Origin of the sequence: Jiella sonneratiae (genome assembly GCF_017353515.1) — a bacterium.
GTDB lineage: Bacteria > Pseudomonadota > Alphaproteobacteria > Rhizobiales > Rhizobiaceae > Jiella > Jiella sonneratiae.
Map to the genome: position 1 here is coordinate 177082 of NZ_JAFMPY010000004.1, position 23747 is coordinate 200828.

General features: G+C 68.9%; 20 protein-coding genes. 12 read left to right on the forward strand and 8 right to left on the reverse strand.

The features are described 5' to 3' along the window. Positions 1 to 74: 74 nt before the first annotated feature. The 4 genes from J1C47_RS04875 to purM form a co-directional block, all read right to left on the reverse strand. Positions 75 to 305: a hypothetical protein gene (locus J1C47_RS04875; RefSeq protein WP_207349602.1), complete on the reverse strand. Its 231-nt coding sequence runs from the start codon at positions 303 to 305 to the stop codon at positions 75 to 77. A gap of 198 nt (positions 306 to 503) precedes the next feature. Continuing rightward, entirely contained in the window at positions 504 to 905 is a 402-nt protein-coding gene (locus J1C47_RS04880; RefSeq protein ID WP_207349603.1) for an I78 family peptidase inhibitor, read from the reverse strand. Positions 906 to 1045: 140 nt separating this feature from the next. After that, entirely contained in the window at positions 1046 to 1756 is a 711-nt protein-coding gene (gene purN, locus J1C47_RS04885) for a phosphoribosylglycinamide formyltransferase (RefSeq protein ID WP_207349604.1), read from the reverse strand. Continuing rightward, positions 1753 to 2820 (reverse strand): phosphoribosylformylglycinamidine cyclo-ligase, encoded by a 1068-nt coding sequence (gene purM / locus J1C47_RS04890; protein WP_207349605.1) that lies wholly within the window; start codon positions 2818 to 2820, stop codon positions 1753 to 1755. Before purM ends, purN begins: the two co-directional genes overlap by 4 nt. Positions 2821 to 3038: 218 nt before the next feature. On the opposite strand from purM, the gene J1C47_RS04895 reads away from it, so the two are divergent. From J1C47_RS04895 to J1C47_RS04915, 5 genes are all read left to right on the forward strand, one after another. Then, positions 3039 to 3605, forward strand: a complete 567-nt coding sequence (locus J1C47_RS04895; protein ID WP_207349606.1) for a CDP-alcohol phosphatidyltransferase family protein — start codon at positions 3039 to 3041, stop codon at positions 3603 to 3605. Next, on the forward strand, positions 3602 to 4768 hold the full coding sequence (locus J1C47_RS04900) for an AI-2E family transporter (RefSeq protein ID WP_207349607.1): 1167 nt from the start codon (positions 3602 to 3604) through the stop codon (positions 4766 to 4768). Before J1C47_RS04895 ends, J1C47_RS04900 begins: the two co-directional genes overlap by 4 nt. A gap of 9 nt (positions 4769 to 4777) precedes the next feature. Beyond that, positions 4778 to 5446, forward strand: coding sequence for an HdaA/DnaA family protein (locus tag J1C47_RS04905; protein ID WP_207349608.1), 669 nt, complete (start codon positions 4778 to 4780; stop codon positions 5444 to 5446). 337 nt (positions 5447 to 5783) lie between these two features. Then, positions 5784 to 7982, forward strand: coding sequence for an RNA degradosome polyphosphate kinase (locus J1C47_RS04910; protein ID WP_207349791.1), 2199 nt, complete (start codon positions 5784 to 5786; stop codon positions 7980 to 7982). Continuing rightward, a complete protein-coding gene (locus J1C47_RS04915; protein WP_207349792.1) occupies positions 7975 to 9489 on the forward strand; it encodes a Ppx/GppA family phosphatase in 1515 nt (504 codons plus the stop codon). The genes J1C47_RS04910 and J1C47_RS04915 overlap by 8 nt, the downstream gene beginning before the upstream one ends. A 24-nt stretch (positions 9490 to 9513) precedes the next feature. Here the strand turns inward: J1C47_RS04915 and J1C47_RS04920 are convergent, their stop codons facing one another. Then, on the reverse strand, positions 9514 to 11166 hold the full coding sequence (locus tag J1C47_RS04920; RefSeq protein WP_207349609.1) for a pentapeptide repeat-containing protein: 1653 nt from the start codon (positions 11164 to 11166) through the stop codon (positions 9514 to 9516). A 194-nt stretch (positions 11167 to 11360) separates the two neighbouring features. Between J1C47_RS04920 and J1C47_RS04925 the strand changes: the two genes are divergently transcribed. Further along, a complete protein-coding gene (locus J1C47_RS04925; protein ID WP_207349610.1) occupies positions 11361 to 11861 on the forward strand; it encodes a cupin domain-containing protein in 501 nt (166 codons plus the stop codon). 279 nt (positions 11862 to 12140) lie between these two features. Then, positions 12141 to 13877, forward strand: coding sequence for a chloride channel protein (locus J1C47_RS04930; protein WP_342591934.1), 1737 nt, complete (start codon positions 12141 to 12143; stop codon positions 13875 to 13877). Between the two features lie 207 nt (positions 13878 to 14084). Here the strand turns inward: J1C47_RS04930 and J1C47_RS04935 are convergent, their stop codons facing one another. After that, the gene (locus J1C47_RS04935) at positions 14085 to 14837 is read right to left on the reverse strand and encodes a class I SAM-dependent methyltransferase (protein WP_245396363.1); all 753 of its coding nucleotides are present in this window, start codon (positions 14835 to 14837) and stop codon (positions 14085 to 14087) included. A 537-nt stretch (positions 14838 to 15374) separates the two neighbouring features. On the opposite strand from J1C47_RS04935, the gene J1C47_RS04940 reads away from it, so the two are divergent. Further along, complete coding sequence (locus J1C47_RS04940) at positions 15375 to 17360, forward strand: putative bifunctional diguanylate cyclase/phosphodiesterase (RefSeq protein ID WP_207349613.1); 1986 nt, start codon at positions 15375 to 15377, stop codon at positions 17358 to 17360. A gap of 58 nt (positions 17361 to 17418) precedes the next feature. On the opposite strand, the gene J1C47_RS04945 is transcribed toward J1C47_RS04940, so the two are convergent. Together J1C47_RS04945 and J1C47_RS24095 are read right to left on the reverse strand one after the other, a co-directional pair. Next, positions 17419 to 18144 carry an FkbM family methyltransferase gene (locus tag J1C47_RS04945; protein ID WP_207349614.1) on the reverse strand — a complete coding sequence of 242 codons (726 nt, stop codon included), beginning with the start codon at positions 18142 to 18144 and terminating at the stop codon, positions 17419 to 17421. Beyond that, on the reverse strand, positions 18141 to 19322 hold the full coding sequence (locus tag J1C47_RS24095) for an FkbM family methyltransferase (protein WP_207349615.1): 1182 nt from the start codon (positions 19320 to 19322) through the stop codon (positions 18141 to 18143). Before J1C47_RS24095 ends, J1C47_RS04945 begins: the two co-directional genes overlap by 4 nt. 147 nt (positions 19323 to 19469) lie before the next feature. Between J1C47_RS24095 and J1C47_RS04955 the strand changes: the two genes are divergently transcribed. The 4 genes from J1C47_RS04955 (at position 19470) to J1C47_RS04970 (ending at position 23742) form a co-directional block, all read left to right on the forward strand. Next, the gene (locus J1C47_RS04955) at positions 19470 to 20375 is read left to right on the forward strand and encodes an NAD-dependent epimerase/dehydratase family protein (RefSeq protein ID WP_207349616.1); all 906 of its coding nucleotides are present in this window, start codon (positions 19470 to 19472) and stop codon (positions 20373 to 20375) included. Further along, positions 20341 to 21414, forward strand: a complete 1074-nt coding sequence (locus J1C47_RS04960; RefSeq protein ID WP_207349617.1) for a radical SAM/SPASM domain-containing protein — start codon at positions 20341 to 20343, stop codon at positions 21412 to 21414. Before J1C47_RS04955 ends, J1C47_RS04960 begins: the two co-directional genes overlap by 35 nt. Continuing rightward, positions 21411 to 22673, forward strand: a complete 1263-nt coding sequence (locus tag J1C47_RS04965) for a glycosyltransferase (protein WP_207349618.1) — start codon at positions 21411 to 21413, stop codon at positions 22671 to 22673. Before J1C47_RS04960 ends, J1C47_RS04965 begins: the two co-directional genes overlap by 4 nt. A gap of 127 nt (positions 22674 to 22800) precedes the next feature. Further along, complete coding sequence (locus J1C47_RS04970; RefSeq protein WP_207349619.1) at positions 22801 to 23742, forward strand: hypothetical protein; 942 nt, start codon at positions 22801 to 22803, stop codon at positions 23740 to 23742. Positions 23743 to 23747: the final 5 nt, after the last annotated feature.

Here is a 23747-nt window from a genome sequence, read left to right on the forward strand (position 1 = left end):
ATCGGACGGGCCGGTTCGCCGCCGGCCCGTCTGCGCGCTCAAAGAATGCCCGCGGCAGCGCCGGCAAGGCGGCGTCACGGGCCGGGCGGCTTCGGCTTGCCGGCATCGAGGTCCACCATCACCGTCGCCAGCTGTTTCGAGCCGCAGCGGCAGCGGAAGAACGCCGCCGCCAGATGCACCGGCAGGTCGTCGCGCAGGCCCCGCGGCAGAAGGCCGACCGGCAGGAACGTTGTGTGCCGGCAGGCGACGCAGCGCACTTCCAGCCACAGGCGCCGGCGGCGCAGATCGGCGATGGTCAGGAACACCGGAACCTCCGAGATGTTCCTTATTTGTTCCAGTCGCCGCGGGCGACTCGATTCTTCGGTCGCGACGAAAACCCGCAGGAGCGGGCGGGGTGGTGGGTGCGGGCAGCCGGCCGCGCAGGAGCAGGGCAGGGCAGGGCACCGGCCGCGCGGCCGATGCCCGTCGTCGTCGTCCCTGTCCGGAAAGCCGGAGCGCGGCGCTCAGCCGCAGCGCACCGCGGTGATCCGGTTGCGGTCGTCGGTATCGAGGTCGAGCCGCCCGGCGACGAATTCCTGCGTCACCGGCTGGCCGGGATAGAGGATCCGGACCGTTTCGGCTCCGGTCGCCTCCTTGGCCTTGTCGACGGCGACGCTGGTGGCGAGTTCGCCGACGAGGAATTGCGCCGCCGCGGCATTGCAGCTGCCGGCGCCGCCGCCTGCCGAGGCGACCGGTGCCGCGCCGCCGGGCGCGGCGAGAAAGCCTCCCCCGGCGCCGCCGCCGGCCGGCGGCAGCGGCGTGTTCGCTGCCGGCGGCGGGGTGGTGATGCGGCCGCTGCCGCTCGAGCAGGCGCCGGCCGCGAATGCGGTGACGACGATGGCGGCGGTGGCAAGTGGTTTCGGCATGGTCGTGCCTTTCTCCTGTCGCGTCGCTTCTTCGGGGTGGTGAGGGCTGAAATCTCGGGGCGGTGGTGATCCCTTGGCGGCGTGCCGGGCGCGGCGCGGCGCGGTTGGCCGGAGCCGCCGCGGGTTCGTCTCCTTCGCGGTCAGTTCTGCCTGGCGTCGGGCGAGACGAGCATCTGCGGGGCGCGGGCGGCGAAGGCCGGCTCCTGCCCGTCGTCCGGAACCAGCGGCGCGCGCCTGCGATAGGCCGCCTGGCCGTTGACCATCCTGACGTCGCCCGTCAGCATCATCTTCAGGGCGTGGGGGTAGAGCCGGTGCTCGGCGCGCAGCAGCCGGTCGGCGAGGGTTTCGGCGGTGTCGCCCGGCTCGATCGCGATCGCCGCCTGGGCGATGATCGGGCCCTCGTCCATGCGCTCGGTGACGTAGTGCACGGTGCAGCCGTGGACGCGCATGCCGGCGGCGATCGCCCGCGCATGGGTGTCGAGGCCGGGAAAGAGCGGCAGCAGCGAGGGATGGATGTTGATCATCCGGCCCTCGAAGCGCCGCACGAAATCGGGCGTCAGGAGACGCATGTAGCCGGCGAGGCAGATGACGTCGGGCTCCACCGCGCCGAGGACGTCGAGGACGGCGCGCTCGTGCGCCTCGCGGCTCGCAAAGTCCTTCTGGTCGACGGCATGGGCGGCGATGTCGTAGCGCCGCGCCGTCTCCAGCCCCTTGGCGTCGGGCCGGTTGGAAAGGACGGCCTTCACCTCGCCGGGAAAGTTCGGATCCATGCAGGCGGCGATGATCGCCCCCATGTTGGAGCCGCGACCGGAAATCAGGATCGCGATGCGCTTTCGCTGCGGCCCGGTCATCGCCGCGACAGCCCGCCGCGGAAGGTGACGCCGGGCCCGCTGCGCGGTTCCAGCCGGCCGAGCGGCACCACCGTCTCGCCGGCCGCCTCGAGCATCGCGGCGGCGCCCGCCGCCTCCTTTTCCGAGACGACGACGACCATGCCGATGCCGCAGTTGAAGGTGCGCAGCATCTCCGCCTCGGCGATGCCGCCCGCCGACTGCAGCCAGGAAAACACCGGCGGAACCGGGAAGGCGAGGTCGATCGCGGCGGCAAGATGATCCGGCAGGACGCGCGGGATGTTCTCGACGAAGCCGCCGCCGGTGATGTGGGCGAGCGCCTTGATGCCGGCGCCGCCGCGTAGCGCCGAAAGCAAAGGCTTGACGTAGATCCGGGTCGGGGCGAGCAGCGCCTCGCCCAGGCTGCGTTCCGCCTCGAAGGGGGCGGGAGCGTCGTAGGAAAGCCCGCTCGCCTCGACGATGCGCCGTACCAGCGAATAGCCGTTGGAATGCACCCCCGAGGAGGCGAGGCCGAGGACGACGTCGCCGGGGGCGAATTCATCGGTCTTCGGCAGCAGCGTGCCGCGCTCGGCGGCGCCGACGGCAAAGCCCGCGAGGTCGTAGTCGCCCTTGGCATAGAGGCCCGGCATCTCCGCCGTCTCGCCGCCGAGCAGCGCGCAGCCGGCGATCCGGCAGCCTTCGGCGATGCCCTTGACGACGGCGGCGCCCTCCGCCGGATCGAGATGGCCGGTGGCGTAGTAGTCGAGGAACAGGAGCGGCTCGGCGCCTTGGACGACGAGGTCGTTGACGCACATCGCCACGAGATCGATGCCGATCGTCTCGTGCCGGCCGGTCTCGATGGCGATCTTCACCTTGGTTCCGACGCCGTCGTTGGCGGCGACGAGAATCGGATCAAAAAATCCCGCCGCCCTGAGATCGAACAGCCCGCCGAACCCGCCGATCTCGCCGTCGGCTCCCGGCCGCGCCGTCGCGCGCACATGCGGCTTGATCCGCCGGACCATGTCGTTGCCCGCGTCGATGTCGACGCCGGCGTCGCGATAGGTCATGGATTTGTGATTGTCTGCCATGCGCCCCGTGCCCCGTTCCAGCCGGAGTTGACACGATCGGGGAGCGCGAGCAAGACCCGCGGGATGGTCGAGGCTCTCTCAGGCGCCGTCGAAACGGTCCGGGCAGGTTGCGTCGCTGCCGGCGGCAGTGTCCGGCCGGCGCCGCCGCCGGCCCTTGAAGGAGAGCGCGCGCCGCTCCTTGCCGCGGCGGCCTCGACGCTGCAGCGGGCGGGGGCGCCATGACGATACCGAACCTCATCTCGATCGCCCGGCTGCTCGTCGTCCCGGTGATGATCTGGGCGCTGATCGACGGCCGCTTCGCCGTCGCCTTCTGGCTGTTCGTGATCGCCGGCGTCTCCGACGCCGTCGACGGCGCCATCGCCCGGCATTTCAATCAGCAGTCGGCGCTCGGCCTCTATCTCGATCCGATGGCCGACAAGGCGCTGCTGTCGACCGTTTACATCGGCCTCGCTTTGTTGCAGCGGCTGCCCGACTGGCTGGCGATCGCCGTCGTCAGCCGCGACGTTCTGATCGTCGCCGCCTTCATGCTCTCCTACGTCATGGGCCTGCCGGTCGCGGTGCGGCCGCTCTTCGTCTCCAAGCTGACCACGGCCGCCCAGATCTGTCTCGCCGCAGGCGTCCTCGGCGAGGCGGCGCTCGGCGTCCGCCTCGGGCTCGTCACCGATCTTCTCGTCGGCCTGACGCTGATCTTGACCGTCGCCTCGGCCACCGCCTATCTCGTCGACTGGCTGCGCCACATGGCCTCGCCCCACGAAACGTCTCAGGGAGACAGCGAGGATCCATGACCGACAGGAGCGCGCCGATCCGGCGCCAGATACTGTTCTGGAGCGTCGCGGCCATCGTGGCGATCCTCCTGTTGTGGCTGTTCTCCGGCATCCTCCTGCCCTTCGTCCTCGGCATGGTGATCGCCTATTTCCTCGACCCGGTGGCCGACTGGCTGGAGCGCCGCGGCATTTCCCGGCTGTGGGCGACGGTGCTGATCCTCGGCCTGTTCACGCTGGTCTTCGTCGGCGTCATCGTCATCCTGGTTCCGGTGATCGCCGGCCAGATCGGCGGGCTCGCGGCCCGCGTGCCGGACTATATCGAGCGTCTCCAGGCGCTGGTCGAAAGCCTCCGATCGAGTTCGGTCGGGCGCCTGCTGCCGGAGGGCGAGGCCAATCTCAAGCAGGATCTCGGCAAGCTGGTGAGCGAGGGCGCCAGCTTCCTGTCCTCCTTCGTCGCCTCGCTCTGGTCGTCGTCGCTCGCCGTCGTCAATTTCGTCTCGCTCTTCGTCGTCACCCCGGTCGTCGCCTTCTACATGCTGCTCGACTGGGACAAGATGGTCGCCGCGATCGACGACTGGGTGCCGCGCCAGCATGTCCACACCGTCCGGCGCCTCGCCCGCGACATCGACCGCTCGGTCGCCGGCTTCCTGCGCGGGCAGGGCAGCGTCTGCCTGATCCTCGGCACATTCTACGGCCTCGGCCTGTCGCTGGTCGGCCTGAACTTCGGGCTCCTGATCGGTCTCTTCGCCGGCCTGATCTCCTTCATCCCCTATGTCGGCTCGATCACCGGCCTCGTCGTCTCCGTCGGCGTGGCGCTGGTCCAGTTCTGGCCCGACTGGCCCTGGGTCGTCGCCGTCGTCGCGGTGTTCCTCGTCGGCCAGTTCTTCGAGGGCAACATCCTGCAGCCGAAGCTCGTCGGCGCCTCGGTCGGGCTGCATCCGGTGTGGCTGATGTTCGCGCTGCTCGCCTTCGGCGCGCTGTTCGGCTTCGTCGGCCTCTTGATCGCCGTCCCCTCGGCCGCGGCGGTCGGCGTGCTCGTGCGTTTCGCCCTCACCCGGTATCTCCAGAGCGAGATGTATTTCGGCCGCGAGCCGACGCATGAGGAGACCGAGATGATCGAGAACGACATCGTCCCGCCGGCGCTGCCGCCGCGGCCGGGGGCCGGTGCCGGGCCGACGGTCTGAGGCGCGGCCATGGCGAGGCAACTGCCGCTCGAGCTTCCGCACCGCCCGTCCTATTCCCGGGACGACCTCGTCGTCTCGGAGGCGAACCGGCTGGCCGTCGGCGCGATCGACGCCTTCCCCGACTGGCCGCATCCGGTGGTGCTGATTTCCGGGCCGCCCGGCTCCGGCAAGAGCCACCTCGCCGCGGTGTTCGCCGCCGAGGCGGGAGGCGCCACGGCGCGGCGCGACGGCGTCGGCGCGATCCTTGCCGAAAGGCCGTTCCTCGGCGTCGTCGACGACGTCGATCGCGGCGGCCTCGACGAGGCGTCGCTCTTTGCCCTCGTCAATGCGGCGCGCCTCGGCGGCGGCTCGCTGCTCTTGACCAGCCGCGTCCTGCCCGCGGCCATGGCGATCCAGACGCCGGATCTGCGCTCGCGCCTCGCCGCCGCGACGACCGTGCCGCTCGGCGCGCCGGACGACGCGCTCCTGACCGGCGTCCTCGCCAAGCTGTTTTCCGACCGCCAGATCGAGGTCGAGCCCGGCGCGCTCGCCTATCTCGTCGCCCGCATGGAGCGCTCGCTCGACGCGGCGCGCCGCATCGTCGCCGAGATCGACCGCGAGGCGCTCTCGGCCAAGCGGAAGGTGACGCGGCCGCTGCTGCGCCGGGTGCTCGACGAGGGGGGATGGCTTTTCGGCTGACCGCGCCATGTCATCCTGGCGTCTTTTCAAAAAGCTAGCTCAAGGTCCGGTTCATGGGGGTGGAACGATGAGCGACGACGAAGGCAACGGCATTTCGGACCGTGGACCGGCAGGCGCCGGCGAGGCGAAGGAGCGCGGCACCGAAACCGTGACCGCGACCGCCACCCGGCGCCGCAGGCCGGTCGCCGCGCCGGCCAAGGGCGAGAGCCGCGCGCCGGGCGCCGGCGGCAACGGCAAGCCCGGCCGCCGCGCTGCCGCCGCGTCCGCATCCGCCACGGCCGGGCCGACGGCCAGCGAAGTCGCCAGCAGCGCCGAGGCGCTGGTCTCCGAGGCCGCGATGATCCTCGCCGACGTCGCGGTGACGCCCCCGCCGGCGCCGCGCCTGACCCAGGAGGCGGCGGAACTGCCGGCCGACCGCTACATCAACCGCGAACTCTCCTGGCTGCAGTTCAACCGCCGGGTCCTCGAAGAATCCCAGAACGAGAACCATCCGCTGCTCGAGCGCGTGCGCTTCCTGTCGATCTCGGCCGACAATCTCGACGAGTTCTTCATGGTCCGCGTCGCCGGCCTTGCCGGCCAGGTGCGCGAGAAGCTGCCGGTGCGCTCGATCGACGGCCTGACCCCGCAGGAGCAGCTCGACCGGATCCTCGAGGAGGTGACCGGGCTGCAGAGCGAGCAGCAGGCCTCGCTGGCGGGGCTGGTCAAGGCGCTGCGCGCCGAAAAGATCATGATCGTCGGCGCCGGAGACCTCAGGGGCGAGGACCGGGCCTGGCTGCAGAAGGTCTTCGAGGAACGGATCTTCCCGGTGCTGACGCCGCTGTCGATCGACCCGGCGCATCCGTTTCCCTTCATCCCCAATCTCGGCTTCTCGATCGCGCTTTCGCTGGTGCGCGAGCGCGATTCCGCCGGCATGAACGCGCTGCTGCGCCTGCCGGTCGCGCTGCAGCGCTTCGTCGAGATGCCGGTGACGGAGGACGGCGTCGTGCGCTTCGTGCCGATCGAGAGCGTCGCGGCGCTGTTCATCGGCAAGCTGTTTCCCGGCTATCGGGTGAAGGGCTCTGGCACCTTCCGGATCATCCGCGACTCCGACATCGAGGTCGAGGAGGAGGCGGAAGATCTCGTGCGGCTGTTCGAGAGCGCCCTGAAGCGGCGGCGCCGCGGCTCGGTGATCCGCATCGAGTTCGATTCGGTGATGCCGGAAGCGCTCCGCAACTTCGTCGCCGGCGAGCTCGAGGTGCCGCAGGCCCGCATCTCGGTGATGGACGGCATGCTCGCCCTCGATTCCATGTCGCAGCTCTGCCGGCTGGATCGCGACGACCTGAAGTTCCAGCCCTACATCCCGCGCTTTCCCGAGCGCATCCGCGAACACAACGGCGACTGCTTCGCGGCGATCCGCGAGAAGGACATCGTCGTCCACCACCCCTACGAATCCTTCGACGTCGTCGTGCAGTTCGTCCGTCAGGCCGCCGCCGATCCGAACGTCATCGCCATCAAGCAGACGCTCTACCGCACCTCCAACGATTCCCCGATCGTGCGCGCTTTGATCGACGCGGCCGAGGCCGGCAAGTCGGTGACGGCGCTGATCGAGCTGAAGGCGCGCTTCGACGAGGAGGCGAACATCCGCTGGGCCCGCGACATGGAGCGGGCCGGCGTCCAGGTGGTGTTCGGCTTCATCGAGAAGAAGACCCACGCCAAGCTCTCGCTCGTCGTGCGGCGGGAGGAGGGGCGTCTCGTCAGCTTCTGCCACATCGGCACCGGCAACTACCATCCGATCACCGCCAAGATCTACACCGACCTCTCCTACTTCACCGCCGATCCGGCGGTGACCTTCGACGTCGGCCTCGTCTTCAACTACATCACCGGCTACGCCGAGCCCTCGGAGGTCCGTCGGCTCGCCGTCTCGCCGGTGACCATGCGCTCGAAGATCATCCGCCACGTCGAGGACGAGATCGCCCATGTGAAGGCGGGGCGGCCGGGCCAGATCTGGATGAAGATGAACTCGCTCGTCGACGCCGCGGTCATCGACGCGCTCTACCGCGCGAGCCAGGCCGGCGTCGAGATCGACCTCGTGGTGCGCGGCATCTGCTGCCTGAAGCCGCGCGTTCCCGGCCTGTCCGACAACATCCGCGTCAAGTCGATCGTCGGCCGCTTCCTCGAACACAGCCGGATCTACTGTTTCGGCAACGGCCAGGGCCTGCCCTCGGACAAGGCGGTCGTCTATCTCGGCTCGGCCGACATGATGCCCCGCAATCTCGACCGCCGGGTGGAAGTGCTGGTGCCGCTCACCAATCCCACTGTCCACAGCCAGGTGTTGTCGCAGATCATGCTGGGCAATATCCTCGATAACCAGCAGAGCTGGTCGGTGGCGGCGGACGGATCGTCGCGCCGCATCGTTCCCTCGCCGGGAGAGCAACCTTTCAATGCCCAGCGGTATTTCATGACCAATCCCAGCCTCTCGGGCCGGGGGAAGGCGCTGAAGACCGACGCCCCCCGGCTGATTGCCAGACAGAAGGCGGAGCATGGCCGATTTGACTGAGGCACCCGCGCTCGGCCGGCTTCCGGGCATGACGCCGGTCGGCGTCATCGACATCGGCTCGAACTCCGTGCGCCTCGTCATCTACGAGGGGCTCGCGCGTTCTTTGACCGTGCTGTTGAACGAAAAGGTCCTGAGCGGCCTCGGCAAGGGCCTCGCCCAGACCGGCCGGCTCGACGGCCAGTCGGTCGAGAGCGCGCTGGCGGCGCTGAAGCGCTTCGCGCTGCTGTCGCGCCAGGCCGGCGTCGGCGAGCTCTACCCGATTGCCACGGCCGCCGCGCGCGAGGCGCAGAACGGGCCGGACTTCATCGCCGCGGCCGAGGCGGTGCTCGGGCGAGCGATCATCATCCTGTCGGGTGCCGACGAGGCGATCGGCGCCGCCCACGGCGTGCTCGCCGGCTTTCACCGGCCCGACGGCATCGTCGGCGATCTCGGCGGCGGCAGCCTGGAGCTCATCGAAGTGACGCCGGAAGGGCTCGGGGAGGGCATCACCACCCCGCTCGGCGGTCTGCGCCTGCGCGATCTTTCCGGCGGCGACCTCGGCAAGGCCCAGGCGATCGCCGACAGCCACGTCTCCGCCTCGACGCTCGCCGGCCGGGGCGACGGGCGGTCGTTCTTCGCCGTCGGCGGCACCTGGCGCAATCTCGCCAAGCTGCACATGGAGCAGCAGAACTATCCCCTGCACGTCATGCACGCCTACGAGATGCCGACGGCGGGCATCGACGGCTTTCTCGATGCGGTGATCCGTTCCGACCCCGAGAAGCTGCCGGGCATCGCCGCGGTGTCGAAGTCCCGCCGCGCCCTGCTCGCCTACGGCGCCGTCGCGCTGAAGAGCGTCGTGCGCTTCGTCAAGCCGCAGAAGATCGTGCTGTCGGCGCTCGGCCTGCGCGAGGGCTTCCTCTACGAACGTCTTTCGCCGGAGGAGCGGGCCAAGGATCCGCTGATCGAGAGCGCCTTCGAGCTCGCGCTCCTGCGCTCGCGCTCGCCGCAGCATGCGCGCGAGATGGTCGACTGGTCGCGGCGCAGCTTCGAGGCGCTCGGCATCGACGAGACCGCCGAGGAGGAGCGGCTGCGCGTCGCCGCCTGCCTCCTCGCCGACATCGGCTGGCGCGCCCATCCCGACTATCGCGGCAAGCAGGCGCTGTCGATCATCGCTCATGCGGCGATGCCGGCGGTCGACCACCGCGGCCGGGCGTTTCTCGGCCTCACCAACTTCTACCGCCACGAGGGCAGCCTCGAGCAGCAGCATATTCCCGAGCTCGAGACCCTGGCCGGCGAGCGCCTGCTCAAGCGGGCGCAGATCCTCGCCTCGCTGTTCCGCGTCACCTATCTGATGACCGCCTCGATGCCGGGCATCCTCGACCAGTTCAAATGGGCGCAGGACCCGCGCGGCGGCTTCACGCTGGTGCTGCCGGCGCATCTCGCCGATCTCGTCGGCGAGCGGCCGGAGGGGCGCCTGCAGCAGTTCGCCAAGGTCGTCGACAAGACGCTGCGGATGGAGGCGCGCTGAGCGGCCGGCACACGCTCCCGGCGCTCAGTTGGTTTTTCCGACGCTGGACGTCACCGTGTCGTCGTCCGCACCGCCGGGCTTCGGCGATTGCGGACTGCCGGCTCCCCTGGCGCAGATCCGGCCGATCCGCTCCCGGAAGCTCTCGAGCTGCGTCCACCATTGCGTGGCAAAGGGGAACGGCAGGTCCCGTCGCGGCGGACAGTCGCCGGAAAGCTTGGCGCGGATCGTCGCGGGGAGGGTCGCCCGCGTCGCCTCGTCCATCGTCGCCATCGAAAACTGCTCCGGCCGCAGGCCCTCGGCATCGGCGAAATCGACGTCGACGAGAACCGCCCCCTCGAAGCTGGTTCGCTCGAGCAGGCTGTCCCTCATCGAGACGTTCTTCAGATAGGCATATCGAAACGACGCATCGCCCAGCCTCGCCCGCGCGAAGGACACGCGGTCGATGAAGCTGGCGTCGAAACGTCCGCGCCAGGCGATCGTGTCCTCGAAGCTGCTCTGCTGCAGGAAGGCATCCTCGATGACGGCGTCGTTGAGAAAGGCCGAATCGGCGACGACCCTGACGAGGTTCGACGCCGGAAGCTGCAGCCGGTCCATGTGGGCGAAGACGAAGCTCGTATCCTCGAGGTTCACCGCTTCCATGTTGGTGTCGAGGAGCAGCGCGCGGTCGAAGGACGTATCGCGGATGTCCGCCCCGACCATGAACGCCTTGCGGATGTCCGCGTAGCGCATGTCGAAGCCCCTGAGATTGGTCCTGCTGAGGGTCTGGATGTAGAATTGCCGGCGGCGTCGCCATTCGTTCTCGAACGCCTGGCGCGCCGGGACCGATTCGCCCTGCGGCCGGTTCCGCCCCAGATAGCTGGAGCGGAACTCCTCTACGAAGTCCTCGCGATACTGGTATGTCGCGGGCATCTGCGTGAAATTCGCCTCGGCCAGATCGGCCCGCGCCAGCGTCGTCCAGGCGTCGGTGCGTTCGCCGGATTTGATCGGCCACGCCGTCGCCAGGAACATCGGGACGGCCGCGAGGATGAACAGGCCGGCCGATGCGCGGCGGAACGGCCGGGAAAACAGCGTCGGCCAGGCGGTTTCCCGCACCGTGCCGCTCGGCGGGTTCGGGCTTTTCGCCGCCTGCCGGATCGCCAGTCTCAGCCCCACCATCGCCAGCACCGTCGCCACGAAGAGGAAGCCGAGAACAGACGAGGAAAGCAGGTCGTGGCGAACGAAGGATCGGACCCACAGGTAGCCGGTCAGAAGCGGACCCGAGAGCACGATCAGGGCGACGGCGAATGCGAGCGAGACCTCGTTGTAGCGGCGCGCCCGCTTCGGCAGCTTCAGCACCCAGGCCGCGTAGAACGGCGTCCGCAACCGGATCGACCGCATGCCGGCGTCCGTCAGCGATCGCGACATGTCGCTGAGCTTCCAGAGGGTGATCAGGAAGAAGATGAAGATCGCCGTGACGGAAATGCTGCCGGCGATCATGAAGATCTGCGTCGGGACGTCGATCCCGATGATCGGCAGTTCGACGGATTTGTGTTTGGTGAAAAAATCCTCGTCGCTGATGCCGGCGACCGTCAGGAAGCAATAGGACGCGATGAACAACAGCGTGTAGAACACGCTGCAGACGTCTTTCAGGAGTTCCTCGCAGATTTCCCGGAGTTCGTCGTCTTCCTCGCCGGACATCGCACCCTCGCCGATCATGCCGAACCAAAGGATGTATCGCGAATGAATAATACCGGACGAGGAGTTCAGGAAGTCACGATCGAGTTTGTACCAAATGTGCGAGCCCTCGCCGCCGCGGGGGCGGGGCTGATCACGCGTTTCGAAGGAAGACGGCCGGACGGCGGGGGAGCCGCGGGCCGCGGAGGGGACGGTCGATGAAGATCGAGGCGAGGAGGTTTGCGCCGACCCCGACGATCCCGAACGGCAACCTGCCGCTGCTCGTCATGGCCGGCGCGATCGCGCCCGCCGAGGCGACGCCGGAGGCGGTGATGCGGCGGTTCGAGAGCAACGGCTGGCAGGGGACCTGGCTCTACACCGTCTTCGACTACTGGCATTACCATGTCGAGGGTCACGAGGTGCTCGCCTGCGTTTCGGGCAAGGCGACGGTCGGCTTCGGCGGGGAGGGCGGCGCCGAGGTCGCGATGCGGCCCGGCGACGTGGTGATCATTCCGGCCGGCGTCGCCCACAAGCGGCTTTCCGGCGGCAGCGACTTTCAGGTCGTCGGGGCCTATCCGCCCGGCCAGAACGGCGCGATCACCAGGGCCGGAGCGATGGCGGTCGGCGAAGCGGCGCGGCGGATCGGCGGCCTCGCCTTGCCGAAGACCGATCCGGTGAGCGGCGAGGCGCCCGGCGCGATCGCCGCCTGGGCCGGCTGATCCCGGCGGCAAGCCGGATCTCGGACGCTTCGGGACGGATCCGTCCGAGGCCGGGCGGTCAGCCGCGCGGCGAACCGCCGATTACGGCAAAAAAGCCGTCGGACGGGGTTTTTTTCCCGCTTCGCCCTTCCGCTGGCCGGCGAAGGATGAAATAGAGAAGCCCTCCCGACAATTCCGTTCCAGCCGTAAAGTCAGTCAGCACCCATGTCCGTCGCCAATCCGCCCGCCACTTCCGCTGCGACCGTCGCATCGGAGGCGGAGGCGCCGCCGGAACGGGAAGTGACGCTGAAAGTCATGCTGCTTCTGTCGCTCGTCGTCGGCATCGTCGCGGGCATCGGTGCGATCTTCTTCAAATATCTGATCGCCTTCATCTACAATCTTGCCTTCTACGGCATCTTCTCGCTGCGGCTCGATCCGAACGTCTACGGGCCTGCGAGTTCCTGGGGCGCGGGCATCGTCCTCGTCCCGGTGATCGGCGGCCTCGTCGTGGTCTGGCTGGTCAGGAGCTTCGCGCCGGAGGCCAAGGGTCACGGCGTGCCCGAGGTGATGTTCGCGATCTATCACCAGAACGGCAACGTGCGCGGCGTCGTCGCCGCGGTGAAGTCGCTCGCCTCGGCCATCTCCATCGGCACCGGCGCCTCGGTCGGGCGCGAGGGGCCGATCATCCAGATCGGCTCGTCCTTCGGCTCGACCTTCGCCCGGGCGCTCAACCTCGTCCAGCACCAGAAGATCACGCTGCTGTCGGCCGGCGCCGGCGCCGGCATCGCCGCGACCTTCAACACGCCGCTCGGCGGCGTGCTGTTCGCCTCCGAAGTGCTGCTGCCCGAGGTCTCGACCCGCACCTTCCTGCCGGTGGTCGTGGCGACGGCGACCTCCACCTATGTCTACCGCGCGGTGATGGGCGTCGAGTCCGCCTTCGTCGTCGCCTTCGACGGTCTCGCCCAGGGCCATCTCGTCAACGGCGCCGAGCTTCTCCTCGCCGCCGCCCTCGGCGTGCTGATGGGGCTGGCCGCCTGGGCCTTCGTGAAGGTTCTCGCCTGGGCGGAGGACGTCTTCGAGGATTCCGGCATCAATCCCTATCTGCAGAACATCCTCGGCATGTTCGCGGTCGGCCTCCTCGGCTACGGCTTCATGCTGTTCAGCGGCCACTACCACGTCTACAGTGTCGGCTATTCCACCATCCAGGACGTCCTCAACGGCGGCATCACCGGCGCCGGCCTGCTCCTCGTCCTGTTCGCCGGCAAGCTCGTCGCGACCTGCGTCAGCCTCGGGGCCGGGGCGTCCGGCGGCATCTTCTCGCCGAGCCTGTTCATGGGCGCCACCCTCGGCGGCGCGGTCGGCGTGATCGGCGAATACCTTTTGCCGGGCGCCGGCATTACGCCGCAGACCTTCGCCATCCTCGGCATGGGCGCGATGGTCGGCGGCGCCACCTCGGCGGCGATGACGGCGATCGTCATGATCTTCGAGATGACCCGCGACTACGAGATCATCCTGCCGTTGGTCCTTGCCGTCGCGCTCGCCATCGGCGTCAGGCGGGCGCTGACCACCGCCGACATCTACACCATCAAGCTGCGCAACCGCGGCAAGCCGATCCCGACCGACCGCACCACCAACATGTTCCTGGTGCGCCAGGCGAGCGAGGTGATGTATCGGGACTTCGTCGTTCTGCCCGGCTCGATGACCGTCACCGACGCGCTCAAGCAGGTCGAGGTGCACAAGACCCGGGTGATCACCACCGACGGCACCCGCATCACCGGCTATGTCCGCTTCGGCACGATCCCCTATCAGGCCGACCGCTTCGCCAGGCAGACGCTCGGCGACATCGCCTCGAGCGAGTTCATCATCGCCTCCAACGCCAGCAACCTCAACACCGTCGTCACCCGGATGAATCGCCGCAACCGCACCTATGCGATCGTCGTCAGGGACACGCGCGGCCTGCCGCGGCCGGAGGACATCGTCGGTATCATCGGGCGCGAGGAGATCGCCAACGCCCTGGTGCGCAACCACTACGGCTGAGGGACGTCGCCCGGTCCCGGTCCCCGGTCCGCAACCGGCCCGTCGCCGGTCGCCGGGATCTTCAGGCTTGCGACGCGATCCGGACGATCGCGTCGCGGCTCGTGCGATCCGAAGCCCGGGGCCGGAGCTCCGCCGGATCGAAGGCTCGGCGCGCCGGCCCGGCCGCCCGGGCGGTTGCCCGGCCGGCCGGCAGATCCGGCGCGGGGCTCACTTCCGCCGCAGCGTGCCGTAGACGATGTTGCGGTTGCTGCCGTACCAGACCTCGCAGTCGAAGGCGTTGCGGTCGACGCTGGCGGTGATGATGTCCCACATGTCGTCGGCCGAGCGCAGGATCAGCGGCCAGTCCATGAAGGTCTCCATGTAGCCGTCGGAGGTGATCTCGTCGCTGAAATTGGCGAAGAGCAGCCGGCCGCCGGGACGCACGAAGTCGGTCATCCGCTGCATCAGCTTGATCGCGACCTTGCGCTGCAGATAGTCGTAGAGGCCCGAGGCGTAGACGAGGTCGAACGTCCCGAGATGGGCGTAGGAGCGCTTCAGCAGGCCCATCACCGAGCCGATCATCGGCTCGACCGCGGTGCCGGCGTGGTCGCGCGTCATGACGCCGACGCTCACCGGATCCTGGTCGAGGGCGACCCACCGGCGGATCGCCTTCGCCGGAAGGCTCCGGCAGATCTCGGCCTCGCGCAGGTGCCCGGCGGCGACGGCGAAGATCTCGGCCGCCCCGTCGCACGCGTCGGCCGCCTCGTCGACGGTGCGGGCGAGGATTTCGCAGCGCTCGCGGCCGGCGGCGCAGGCCGGCACGTTGACGGTATAGTCGTAGATCTGCCGGCCGAGCGGCGTCGCCTCCGCGACCACGTCGTCCATCGACGGGTGCTTGTAGTAGATGTCGAGCAGGCTCGCGTCGCCCGAATAGCCCCGCGGCTTCGTGAACGACCAGTTCGACAGCGGATCCTGCGACAAAAATTTTCCGACGGCGTGATTCTGCGCGACGGCGACCAGCCTCTCCCAGACTGCCGCAGGGGACGAAGCGCGCAGCTGATGCAGTTCGCCGGCCAGCCGAGCTACAACCTCGGCGGCAGGACGCCCGTTATCGAAGCCTTGTTTTGCAACCTCAAGGATAAGTGCAAGTTGACCGACCGATTGACTGAAATCATTTCCCAAGTCATCAGTCGATGACGTTTCGGAACTGCCGCGGAAAAGCTTGCTCGTTATGAGGCTTTGCTCGTCGATTTTGATAGAGGGCTTGGCTGCAGACATTGCGGAACTCCAGAACGACAACGCATTGGAGATTAAAGCTTAGGTGACGAAATTAAGAAAGCGTTAATATTGCCGATGGTTAACATTTGTGCGCGATTCGGCCGTGCTCCCGGCGCGTTCAACGGGCGGTAAGGTTCTCCGGTTAGCTTGATCGCGGCGAAACGTGTCGTCACGGGCGCAGACATGCCGCTTCCTGGGCGGCTTGCAGCCTTTTCCCGTAGGAGCGTCGGAGACGAGCAGATGGCTCAGGCTGAGGAAGAACTCCGCAAGCGCGTCGAACGGGCTCTTTCCGCCAAGAGGTGGCGACCCACCGATCCCGACCTCTACCGGATGTTCCAGGACAGCACCGACCAGTTCGACCGGGAATCGACGCGCGTCGGCGTCCGGGCGGCGGTGATCTGCTTCCTGCTGTTCGGCCTCTACGATCTCTGGCTGCTGCCGGACGTCGGCCGGTTCACGGTCGCAACGCGGTTTCTCATCGGCTTCGGCTTCCTCGGCGTCGTCGAGTGGCAGACGACGAGCGGCCGCAGCATGGCCGCGATCAACGCCACCTGCGCCGGCGGCCTCGCCACCGCGGCGCTGGGCTGGATCCTGGTGGCCGACCATACGCAGTACCAGACGAGCTTTGCCGAATACATCATCTTCGGCACGGTCTTCGTGGTCAGTTCCAGCCTGTTCTTCCGCATCCGCTTCTGGGTCGGGTCGCTCGGTTCGACGCTGATCACCGTGATGTTCGCCTGGGCGGCGCTCGCCGCCGAGATCGATCCGACCTTCAAGATCATCCTGGTGACGTTTTTCGTCTCCTTCCTCTGCCTCGCCCTCTATCTCTCCTGGCAGCTGGCGGCGGAGCGCTACGTGACCTTCCTCAATGCGACGCGCGCCCAGCTCAACGAACTGGCGGTGCGCGAGAAGAGCGAGCAGCTGGCGCGGATCGCCAACACCGACCACCTGACCGGATTGAAGAACCGCCGCGCCGTCGTCGCGGAATATGCCGTCTTCCGGGAAAGGTGGCTTCGGGAGGGCACGCCGATCGGCGTGCTCCTGATCGACGTCGATCACTTCAAGGCCTACAACGATCACTACGGCCATCAGTCCGGCGACCGCTGCCTCGTCGACGTCGCGCGGGCGCTGCAGAGCGCCGCCACCGCGGCCGGCGGCGTCCTCGCCCGCTACGGCGGCGAGGAATTCATCGCCTTTACCCACGTCGCCGACCGGAACGCGCTGTTCGGCTTCGCCGAAGCGATCCGCAAATCCGTCGAGGCCTTCGCCCTGCCGCATTCCAAGCGCCGCGACGGCACCGGCATCGTCACCGTCAGCATCGGTGCGAGCATCACCCGCAGCGACGAGAATTCCGATCTCGACCGGATGTCCAGCGAGGCCGACAACGCCCTCTATTCGGCCAAGGCCAACGGCCGCAACGCCACCCAGGTCTACGATCCGAAGATGCCGCAGACCGAAAACGAGGATCGCAACATCGCGATCGTCCTCGACCAGGCGCTGGATCACGATCTCGTCTCTCTGGCCTATCAGCCGATCGTCGACGTCGCCACCGGCGAGGTCCATGCCTTCGAGGCGCTGATGCGGCTGCGCGGGCCGGAGGGCACGCCGATCCCGCCCTCGGTCTTCATCCCGGTCGCCGAGCGCACCGGCGCGATCGTCTCCCTCGGGCGCTGGGCGCTCCGCACCGCCTGCACCCAGATCCTCAAGGCCGGCCTCGCCCCGAAGCTGTCGGTCAACCTGTCGGCGGTGCAGCTGCGCGAGGCGAGCTTCCCGCTGTTCGTCGCCGGTCTCCTCTCCGAGATGAACCTGGCTCCTTCGTCGCTGGCGCTGGAGATCACCGAAGGGTTCGACATCGCCTCCGATCCCTGCGTCCTCGAGGCGATCGCGGCGCTGCGCAACCTCGGGATCGAGATCTGGCTGGACGATTTCGGCACCGGCTATGCGGGCCTTTCCTGGCTGCAGTCGATCGACTTCACCCTGGTGAAGATCGACCAGCGCTTCCTGCAGGCGTCGGCGACGCCGGAGGGCGAGCGCTTCCTGAAGGACATCCTGCAGCTGGTGCGCCGGCGCGGTCTCTCCGTCGTGCTCGAAGGCGTCGAGACGCCGGAGCAGATGGCCTTCCTCGAGCGGGCGGAGGTGCCCCTGGCGCAGGGCTACTATCTCGGCCGGCCGGTCTCCGTCGATGCGGCGGCGAGCCTGAAGCGCGCCGTGCCCGCGGCGGAGTGAGGCGGCGCCGATCTTGGGTTCCGCCGTCGCCCTCGGGCACCGCGCGCGACGCCCTTGATCAGGATTTCGCCGCGTGGATGTCCCACCAGCGGCTGCGCGGGGCGAGGCGGTTGCCGGCCCGGTCGCGCACCGTCCTCGCATAGAGCGCGACGAAGGCGTCGGTGTCCGACCAGGGACCGGGGACCTCTTCGCCGAACGGGCCGGAGGCGCCCGGCAGGAAGCGGTGCGGGACGGCCTCGTCGACGAGGGAGGGCACCTCGGACTGGTCGAGCAGCTTGAACCGGTCGTAGCCGGCACGCGACAGCGTCGCGATGTAGTCGAAACCGAAGCGGCAGTCCTCGACGCTGACATAGGCCGGCGTCTCGGAGAGAGCGGCGAGCTGGTCGAGCACGATGCCGTCGACGCCCTCGACGTCGATCTTCAGGTAATGCGGCACGCCGTGGCGGCCGACCAGCGTCGCGAGGGTCACCGCCTCGACCGTCACCGGGCGCGTGGCGCTCGCCTCGCGGCCGGCCCAGCCCGGCTCGATGCTGCTCCAGTGGTCGTTCGCCTCGTTGACGAGGAAGGTGACCTCGCCGTCGGTTCGCCAGATCGCCGCCTCCTCGACGACGACCCTTCCGGCCGCGATGGCAGCGGCGAAGCGTTCGCGGCAGGAAGCTGCGAGCCCGGCATTGGCTTCGAGGGCGACGACGCGGAAACCCTTGGCGAGGTAATAGGCGGTGTCGTCGCCGTTGTTCGCGCCGAGATCCATGACGAGACCGGCGTCGTCGCGAGAAGTCCTCATCGGCTCATGCGCTCCTTCGGAATGGCGTAGAGGACGGTGCCCGTGCCGCAGAAGCCGTGGGCGCGCATGAAGACCGCGTAGTCCTCGAGCGCCGTCATCAGGTAGAGCGGGGTTTCGACGAGGCCCGCCGCGTCGTGATAGGTGGTGAGCATCAGGATCGGCCGGTGCCGCGCGATGGTCGCCGCGGCGCCCTTCAGCGCGGCGAGCTCGCCGCCTTCGAGATGCAGTTTGACGATCGTCGGCCGGACGTCCAGCGCGTCGATGGTCGTCGCCTCGCGCTCCGCCGCACCGGTCGGGGCGATCTGAGAGGCATAGCCGAGACCTGCGTGGAAGCGCACCGGCCCGGCACGATCGGCGAGCACCGCGTCGACGACCGAGACCCTTTCGGTAACCTCCCGCGGCCAGCCCGCCCGTGCGGCGTCGATGGCGGCAAGGCTCGCCGGATCCGGCTCGACCGCGAAAAGGCGGTCCGGCCGGCCGGCGCATGCCGCGAAGAAGCGCGGCAGCAGTTCGCCGTGATGCGCACCGCCGTCGAGGATGCGCTCGCCTGGCCGCAGGGCGGCGAGCGCCTCGGCGATGAAGAAGCGGTCGCCGGGCGTGACCGGCGCGCCGACGAAGCTCCACTCCTCCCGGGCGAGGCGATAGGCGGCGAAAGCCAGATGGTGGGCCCGCGAGACGTCGTCGGCAAAGCCTTCGAGCACCCGCTCGGCCATGGCGAGACCTGTCTCCGCCAGCCTTTCGGCGAACCAGCCGTTCGACAGCGGATGGACGTGCCGGAACGCCTCGGCGACGTCGTAGAAGGGAACGACGGTCTGCCATCCCTCGGCGCGGAGCCCGGCGGCGAGCGGCGCGAAGGGGCTGGTGACGATCGAGACCGCGAGCAGCGCGCCGGCCTTTTCCCCGGGCAGCACCTCGGCGGGATGCCTGATGTCGAGCCCGGCCCATTCCGGCGCGCCGCGATGGCCAGCCGGATCGCGGTCGACGACGCCGGCGATCGGCTGGCCGACGTGATCGAGATGGGCGCGGGCGAGACGGCCGAGATTGCCGGCGCCGTAGAGCCACAGCCTTCTGCCGGCAACGAGCGTCGGCCCGGCGGCCGGCGCGCGGCGGTTGACCGCGCACAGATGCGCGAAGGCCGCCGCGGCGTCCGGCGGGGCCTCGAAGCTGCGGGCCGTCACGGCGCCCGCCCGTCTGGTGAGTTCGTCCGATCGAGACATCGTGCCGAGCATATGACCGGCGTCACTCGCTCAAACCTTGCGGAACGGCGCGAAAGGTGGAACGGGACGCGCCGAAGCGATCCGAAAGGGACCTTTGCGAGGGGCGACATGCCGGCGACCGAGACCAGCCCGAAACGTGTTCTCCTGACCGGCGCCACCGGCTTCGTCGGCCGCCAGATCCATCGCGCCTTGGTGGCCGAGGGACACCGGGTGCGGGTCCTGGTGCGGCCGGCCTCCGCTGCACGGCTCGCGGCGCCGGCGGAGATCGTCGAGACGACGGATCTCTTTGCCGAAAGCCTGCCGGCGCTCCGGGCGGCGCTTGCGGACGTCGACACGCTCGTTCACGCCGCCTGGTATGTCGAGCCGGGCCGCTATCTCGAGGCCGAGGAGAACCTCGCCTGTCTCTCCGGCAGCCTGGTGCTCGCCCGGGCCGCGGCGAGCGTCGGCGTCGGCCATGTCGTCGGCCTCGGCACCTGTTTCGAATACGCGCTGCCGTCGGACCGTCTCGCCGTCGATTCGCCGCTGCGGCCGGAAAGCCTCTATGCCATCACCAAGCTGGCGCTGTTTTCGACGCTCGGCCGCTTCCTGTCGGGGCACGACGTCCGCTTCTCGTGGGCGCGGCTGTTCTATCTCTTCGGCGAGGGCGAGCATCCAAGCCGGCTCGTGCCTTACGTGCGCGCCTGCCTCGCCGAGGGGCGGCCGGCGCGGCTCTCCGCCGGAACCCAGCTCCGCGACTTTCTCGACGTCGCCGAGGCGGGCCGCATGGTCGCCGGCCTGGTGTCGAGTGAACAGGCTGGCGCAATCAACATCTGTTCAGGTCGCCCCGTCACGCTGCGCGGCTTCGTCGAGGCAATCGCCGACGAAAACGGCCGGCGCGACCTGCTGGAATTCGGTACGGCCGCCTTGCGGCCGGGCGACCCGGCAGCCGTCGTCGGCGTGCCCAACCTCGCGCCGCAAGCATCTCTACGAGCGGAAAGCGATGAAAGCCGAGATCAAGCCGCGCATCAACCTTGAGGGCCGGACCCGTCTCGAGACGGTGATCCCGCTTGAAACGCCGTTCATCGTCTTCGTCGATCCGGCCAGCGCCTGCAATTTCCAGTGCACCTTCTGCCCCACCGGCCATCGCGACATGATCCGCGATACCGGCCGCTACCAGGGCGCCATGAAGTTCGAGCTGTTCCAGAAGATCGTCGACGACCTCGGCGAGTTCGACCGGCCGATCAAGGTCCTGCGGCTCTACAAGGACGGCGAGCCCTTCCTCAACAAGCGCTTCGCCGACATGGTCCGCTACGCCAAGCAGAGCGGCCGGATCGACTATATCGACACCACCACCAACGGCACCTTCATCACCCCGGAGCGGCTCGGCCCGGTGATCGAGGCCGGCCTCGACAAGATCAACGTCTCCGTCGACGGCATGACGCGCGAACAGTACCGGCGCTTCACCAAGACGGATTTCGACTTCGACCGCTTCGTCGCGAACGTCCGCTGGCTCTATGCCAACAAGGGCGACTGCGAGGTCGTCGTGAAGATCCCCGGCGAACTCATCACCGAGGCGCAGCGCCAGGAGTTCTTCGACACCTTCGGCGACCACTGCGACCGGATCTTCATCGAGAACTTCGCGCCCTGCTGGCCGGAATTCGACATCGAGGCCCATACGGGCGTGAAGATCGAGACCGGCATCTACCAGCAGGAGGTCGGCGACACCGACACCTGCCCCTACATCTTCTACGGCTATTCGGTGAATGCCGACGGCCTCGTCAGCTCCTGCTTCCTCGACTGGGAGCGCAAGCTCGTCATCGGCGACGCGCGGGTCCAGTCGATGAAGGCGATCTGGAATTCCGACGCCATGAACGCGCTGCGGCTCCAGCATCTTGAGGGCCGGCGCTGCGAGAACGGCGTGTGCGGCGGCTGCGGCCAGCTCACCCACTGCCTGCCCGACAACATCGATCCCTATCGCGAGACGCTGCTTCGGCGCTTCGGCGAGACGGTCGCCTTCGACCGGACGGTGCCGGCGCCGGGCGGCCTCAGGCGGCTGCCGGAAGCCGCCGAATGAGGATCCTGCACGTCGCGGCCCATCTCGGCGGCGGCGTCGGCAAGGCCCATGCCGCCCTCGCCGAGGCGCGGCGGGCGGCCGGGACGGCGGAGGATCACCGCTTCCTGCTTCTCGAAACGCCGCGGGACGCGCGCTTTGCCGAGCGCATCGCGGCCGCGGGATGCACCCTCGTCGTCGCACCGCCGGCGGCCGAGGTGGCGGCGCTCGTCGGCGCGGCGGACGTTCTGCAGGTCGAATGGTGGGGCCATCCGCGCCTCTACGGCGTTTTCGCCGAAACGCCGCTGCCGGCCCATCGCCTGCTTCTATGGAGCCACGTCTCGGGGCTGGCGCCGCCGCTCCTTCCCCCCGGCCTCGCGGCGATCGCCGACCTGACGGCGTTCACCTCCGCCTGCTCCTTCGAGGCGGAAAATCTCGCCGCGGCCATCGCCCGCCGGCCGCAGGCGTTCGCAGCTGTCAATTCGGGCTTCGGCCTTGCCGCATCGTCATTGCCGCGGAGCCGGAAGCCCCGGCAGGGGTCCGGCGGCATGCCGGTCTTCGTAATGCTCGGCACCCTCGACTTCGCCAAGCTGCATCGCGGCTTCTTCGACGTCGTCGACGCGGTTGCGCGCGATCTCCGGGTCCGGCTCTTCGGACATGTCGACCCCGGCGGCGACGTGGCGGCGGCGGCGGCGGCGATGCGCCATCCGGAGCGGGTGGTGTTCGAGGGCCACGTGGCCGACCCCGCCGCCGCGCTTCACGGCGCCGACGGCTTTCTCTACCTGCTTTCCCGGGACCATTACGGCACCGGCGAGAACGCCCTCGTCGAGGCGATGTCGCTCGGCCTCTGCCCGCTGGTCTTCGCCAATCCCGCCGAGCGGGCGATCGTCGAAGACCGCGCGACCGGGCTCGTCGCGAACACCGTCGAGGAAGCCGTCCGGCGGCTCGCCTGGATGGTCGACAATCCCGCCGACGTCGCCCGGCTCGGCGCCGAAGCGGCGCGGCGCATCGCCGAAAGCCATTCGCCCGAGGCGAGCCTTGCCGCCTTCTCGGCGCTCTACCGGCAGGTCATGGCAGCGCCGCCTCGGCGCCGCGCCTACGGCCGTGCGCTCGGCGCCGGTCCGGCCGACTGGTTCGCGGCAAGCGTCGGCGGAATCGCCGAGACGGGCAGCGCCGCCGGCAGCCTTCCGCAGGTCGTCTCTCGCCTGCCGTCGAAGGGCAGCCTTCGCCACTTCAGGGAGTGCTTTCCCGGCGACGCCGCGCTTCAGGCTTTGGCGGGTTGACCCCCCGTTGCCGCGGGGCCGCCGGGTCCGGCGGGCCCGCCGCAGGGTTGCAGCCTTCCGGACCCCGTGCCACACAGTCCTGCGGCGCGGCGCCGAACTCTCGGACATCGCCGACGACGGCGCCGACTTGCACCCTTCGATCGGCATGGAGCTGGATGTGAAGGTCGTCATCCACGCCGGTTGCGCCAAGAACGGCTCGACCGCCTTTCAGACGCTGATGGCCCGGATCGGCCCGGCGCTTGCGGCTCACGGGGTTCACTACCCGCCGGCGTCGCTCGGCCACCGCCACTTCGCCGAACGCGCCTATTTCGACGATTTCGACTGGGCTGCGGAGGCGATGGATGCCGCCCGCAGCGTCGACGCCGCGACGGTCGTCGTCTCGAGCGAGCACTTCCAGAACATTCTGTGCCGCAAGGCCTCCGGCCTCGCCGTCGCCACCGCCTTCCGCGACGCCGGCGCGGCGGAGGTCCGCTTCGTCTTTTCGGTCCGCGACCCGTTCGACTATTTCGAGGCGATCTATGCCGAGGCCGCGAAGTGGTTTCCGATCAGCTTCGAGCAGTCGGCGCAGGCGGTGCTGGCGCAGGGATACTACTGGACCGCATGGCAGGGAACGGTGCCGGTCGCCTACGTCTTCGACTATGCGGCGCTGTTTGCGGCCCTGCGCCGGCATCTTGCCAGAGCGGGCTTCGAGGTCGCCGTCGACTGCTGGGAACTCTCCGATTTCGTCCAAGGCTTCGCCGGGCGCCGGCTGCTTGCTCTTTCCGGCATCGGCGAAACGGCGCTCGCCGAGATCGAGGCGGGGCTCGCCGCCGGGACGATCGCCATCGACCGTAACGAGCGCCTCGACCCGGACCAGGTCGAGCTTCTGCACGCCCAGCAGTTTCTCTACGGAGCGCCGGTCCTTCCCGGCCTGATCGCGGCGCAGAGCGCCAGCCTCGAACCCGTCGCCGATCTCGTCGGGCGGGTCGCCCACACCAAGATCCTCCAGATAAGGAGCCAGCGCGAGGGGCTGCGGCAGCGCTTCGGCGAGCGCTTCGCCGACTGGCGGAGCTGCCTCACCCGCGATTGACGCGC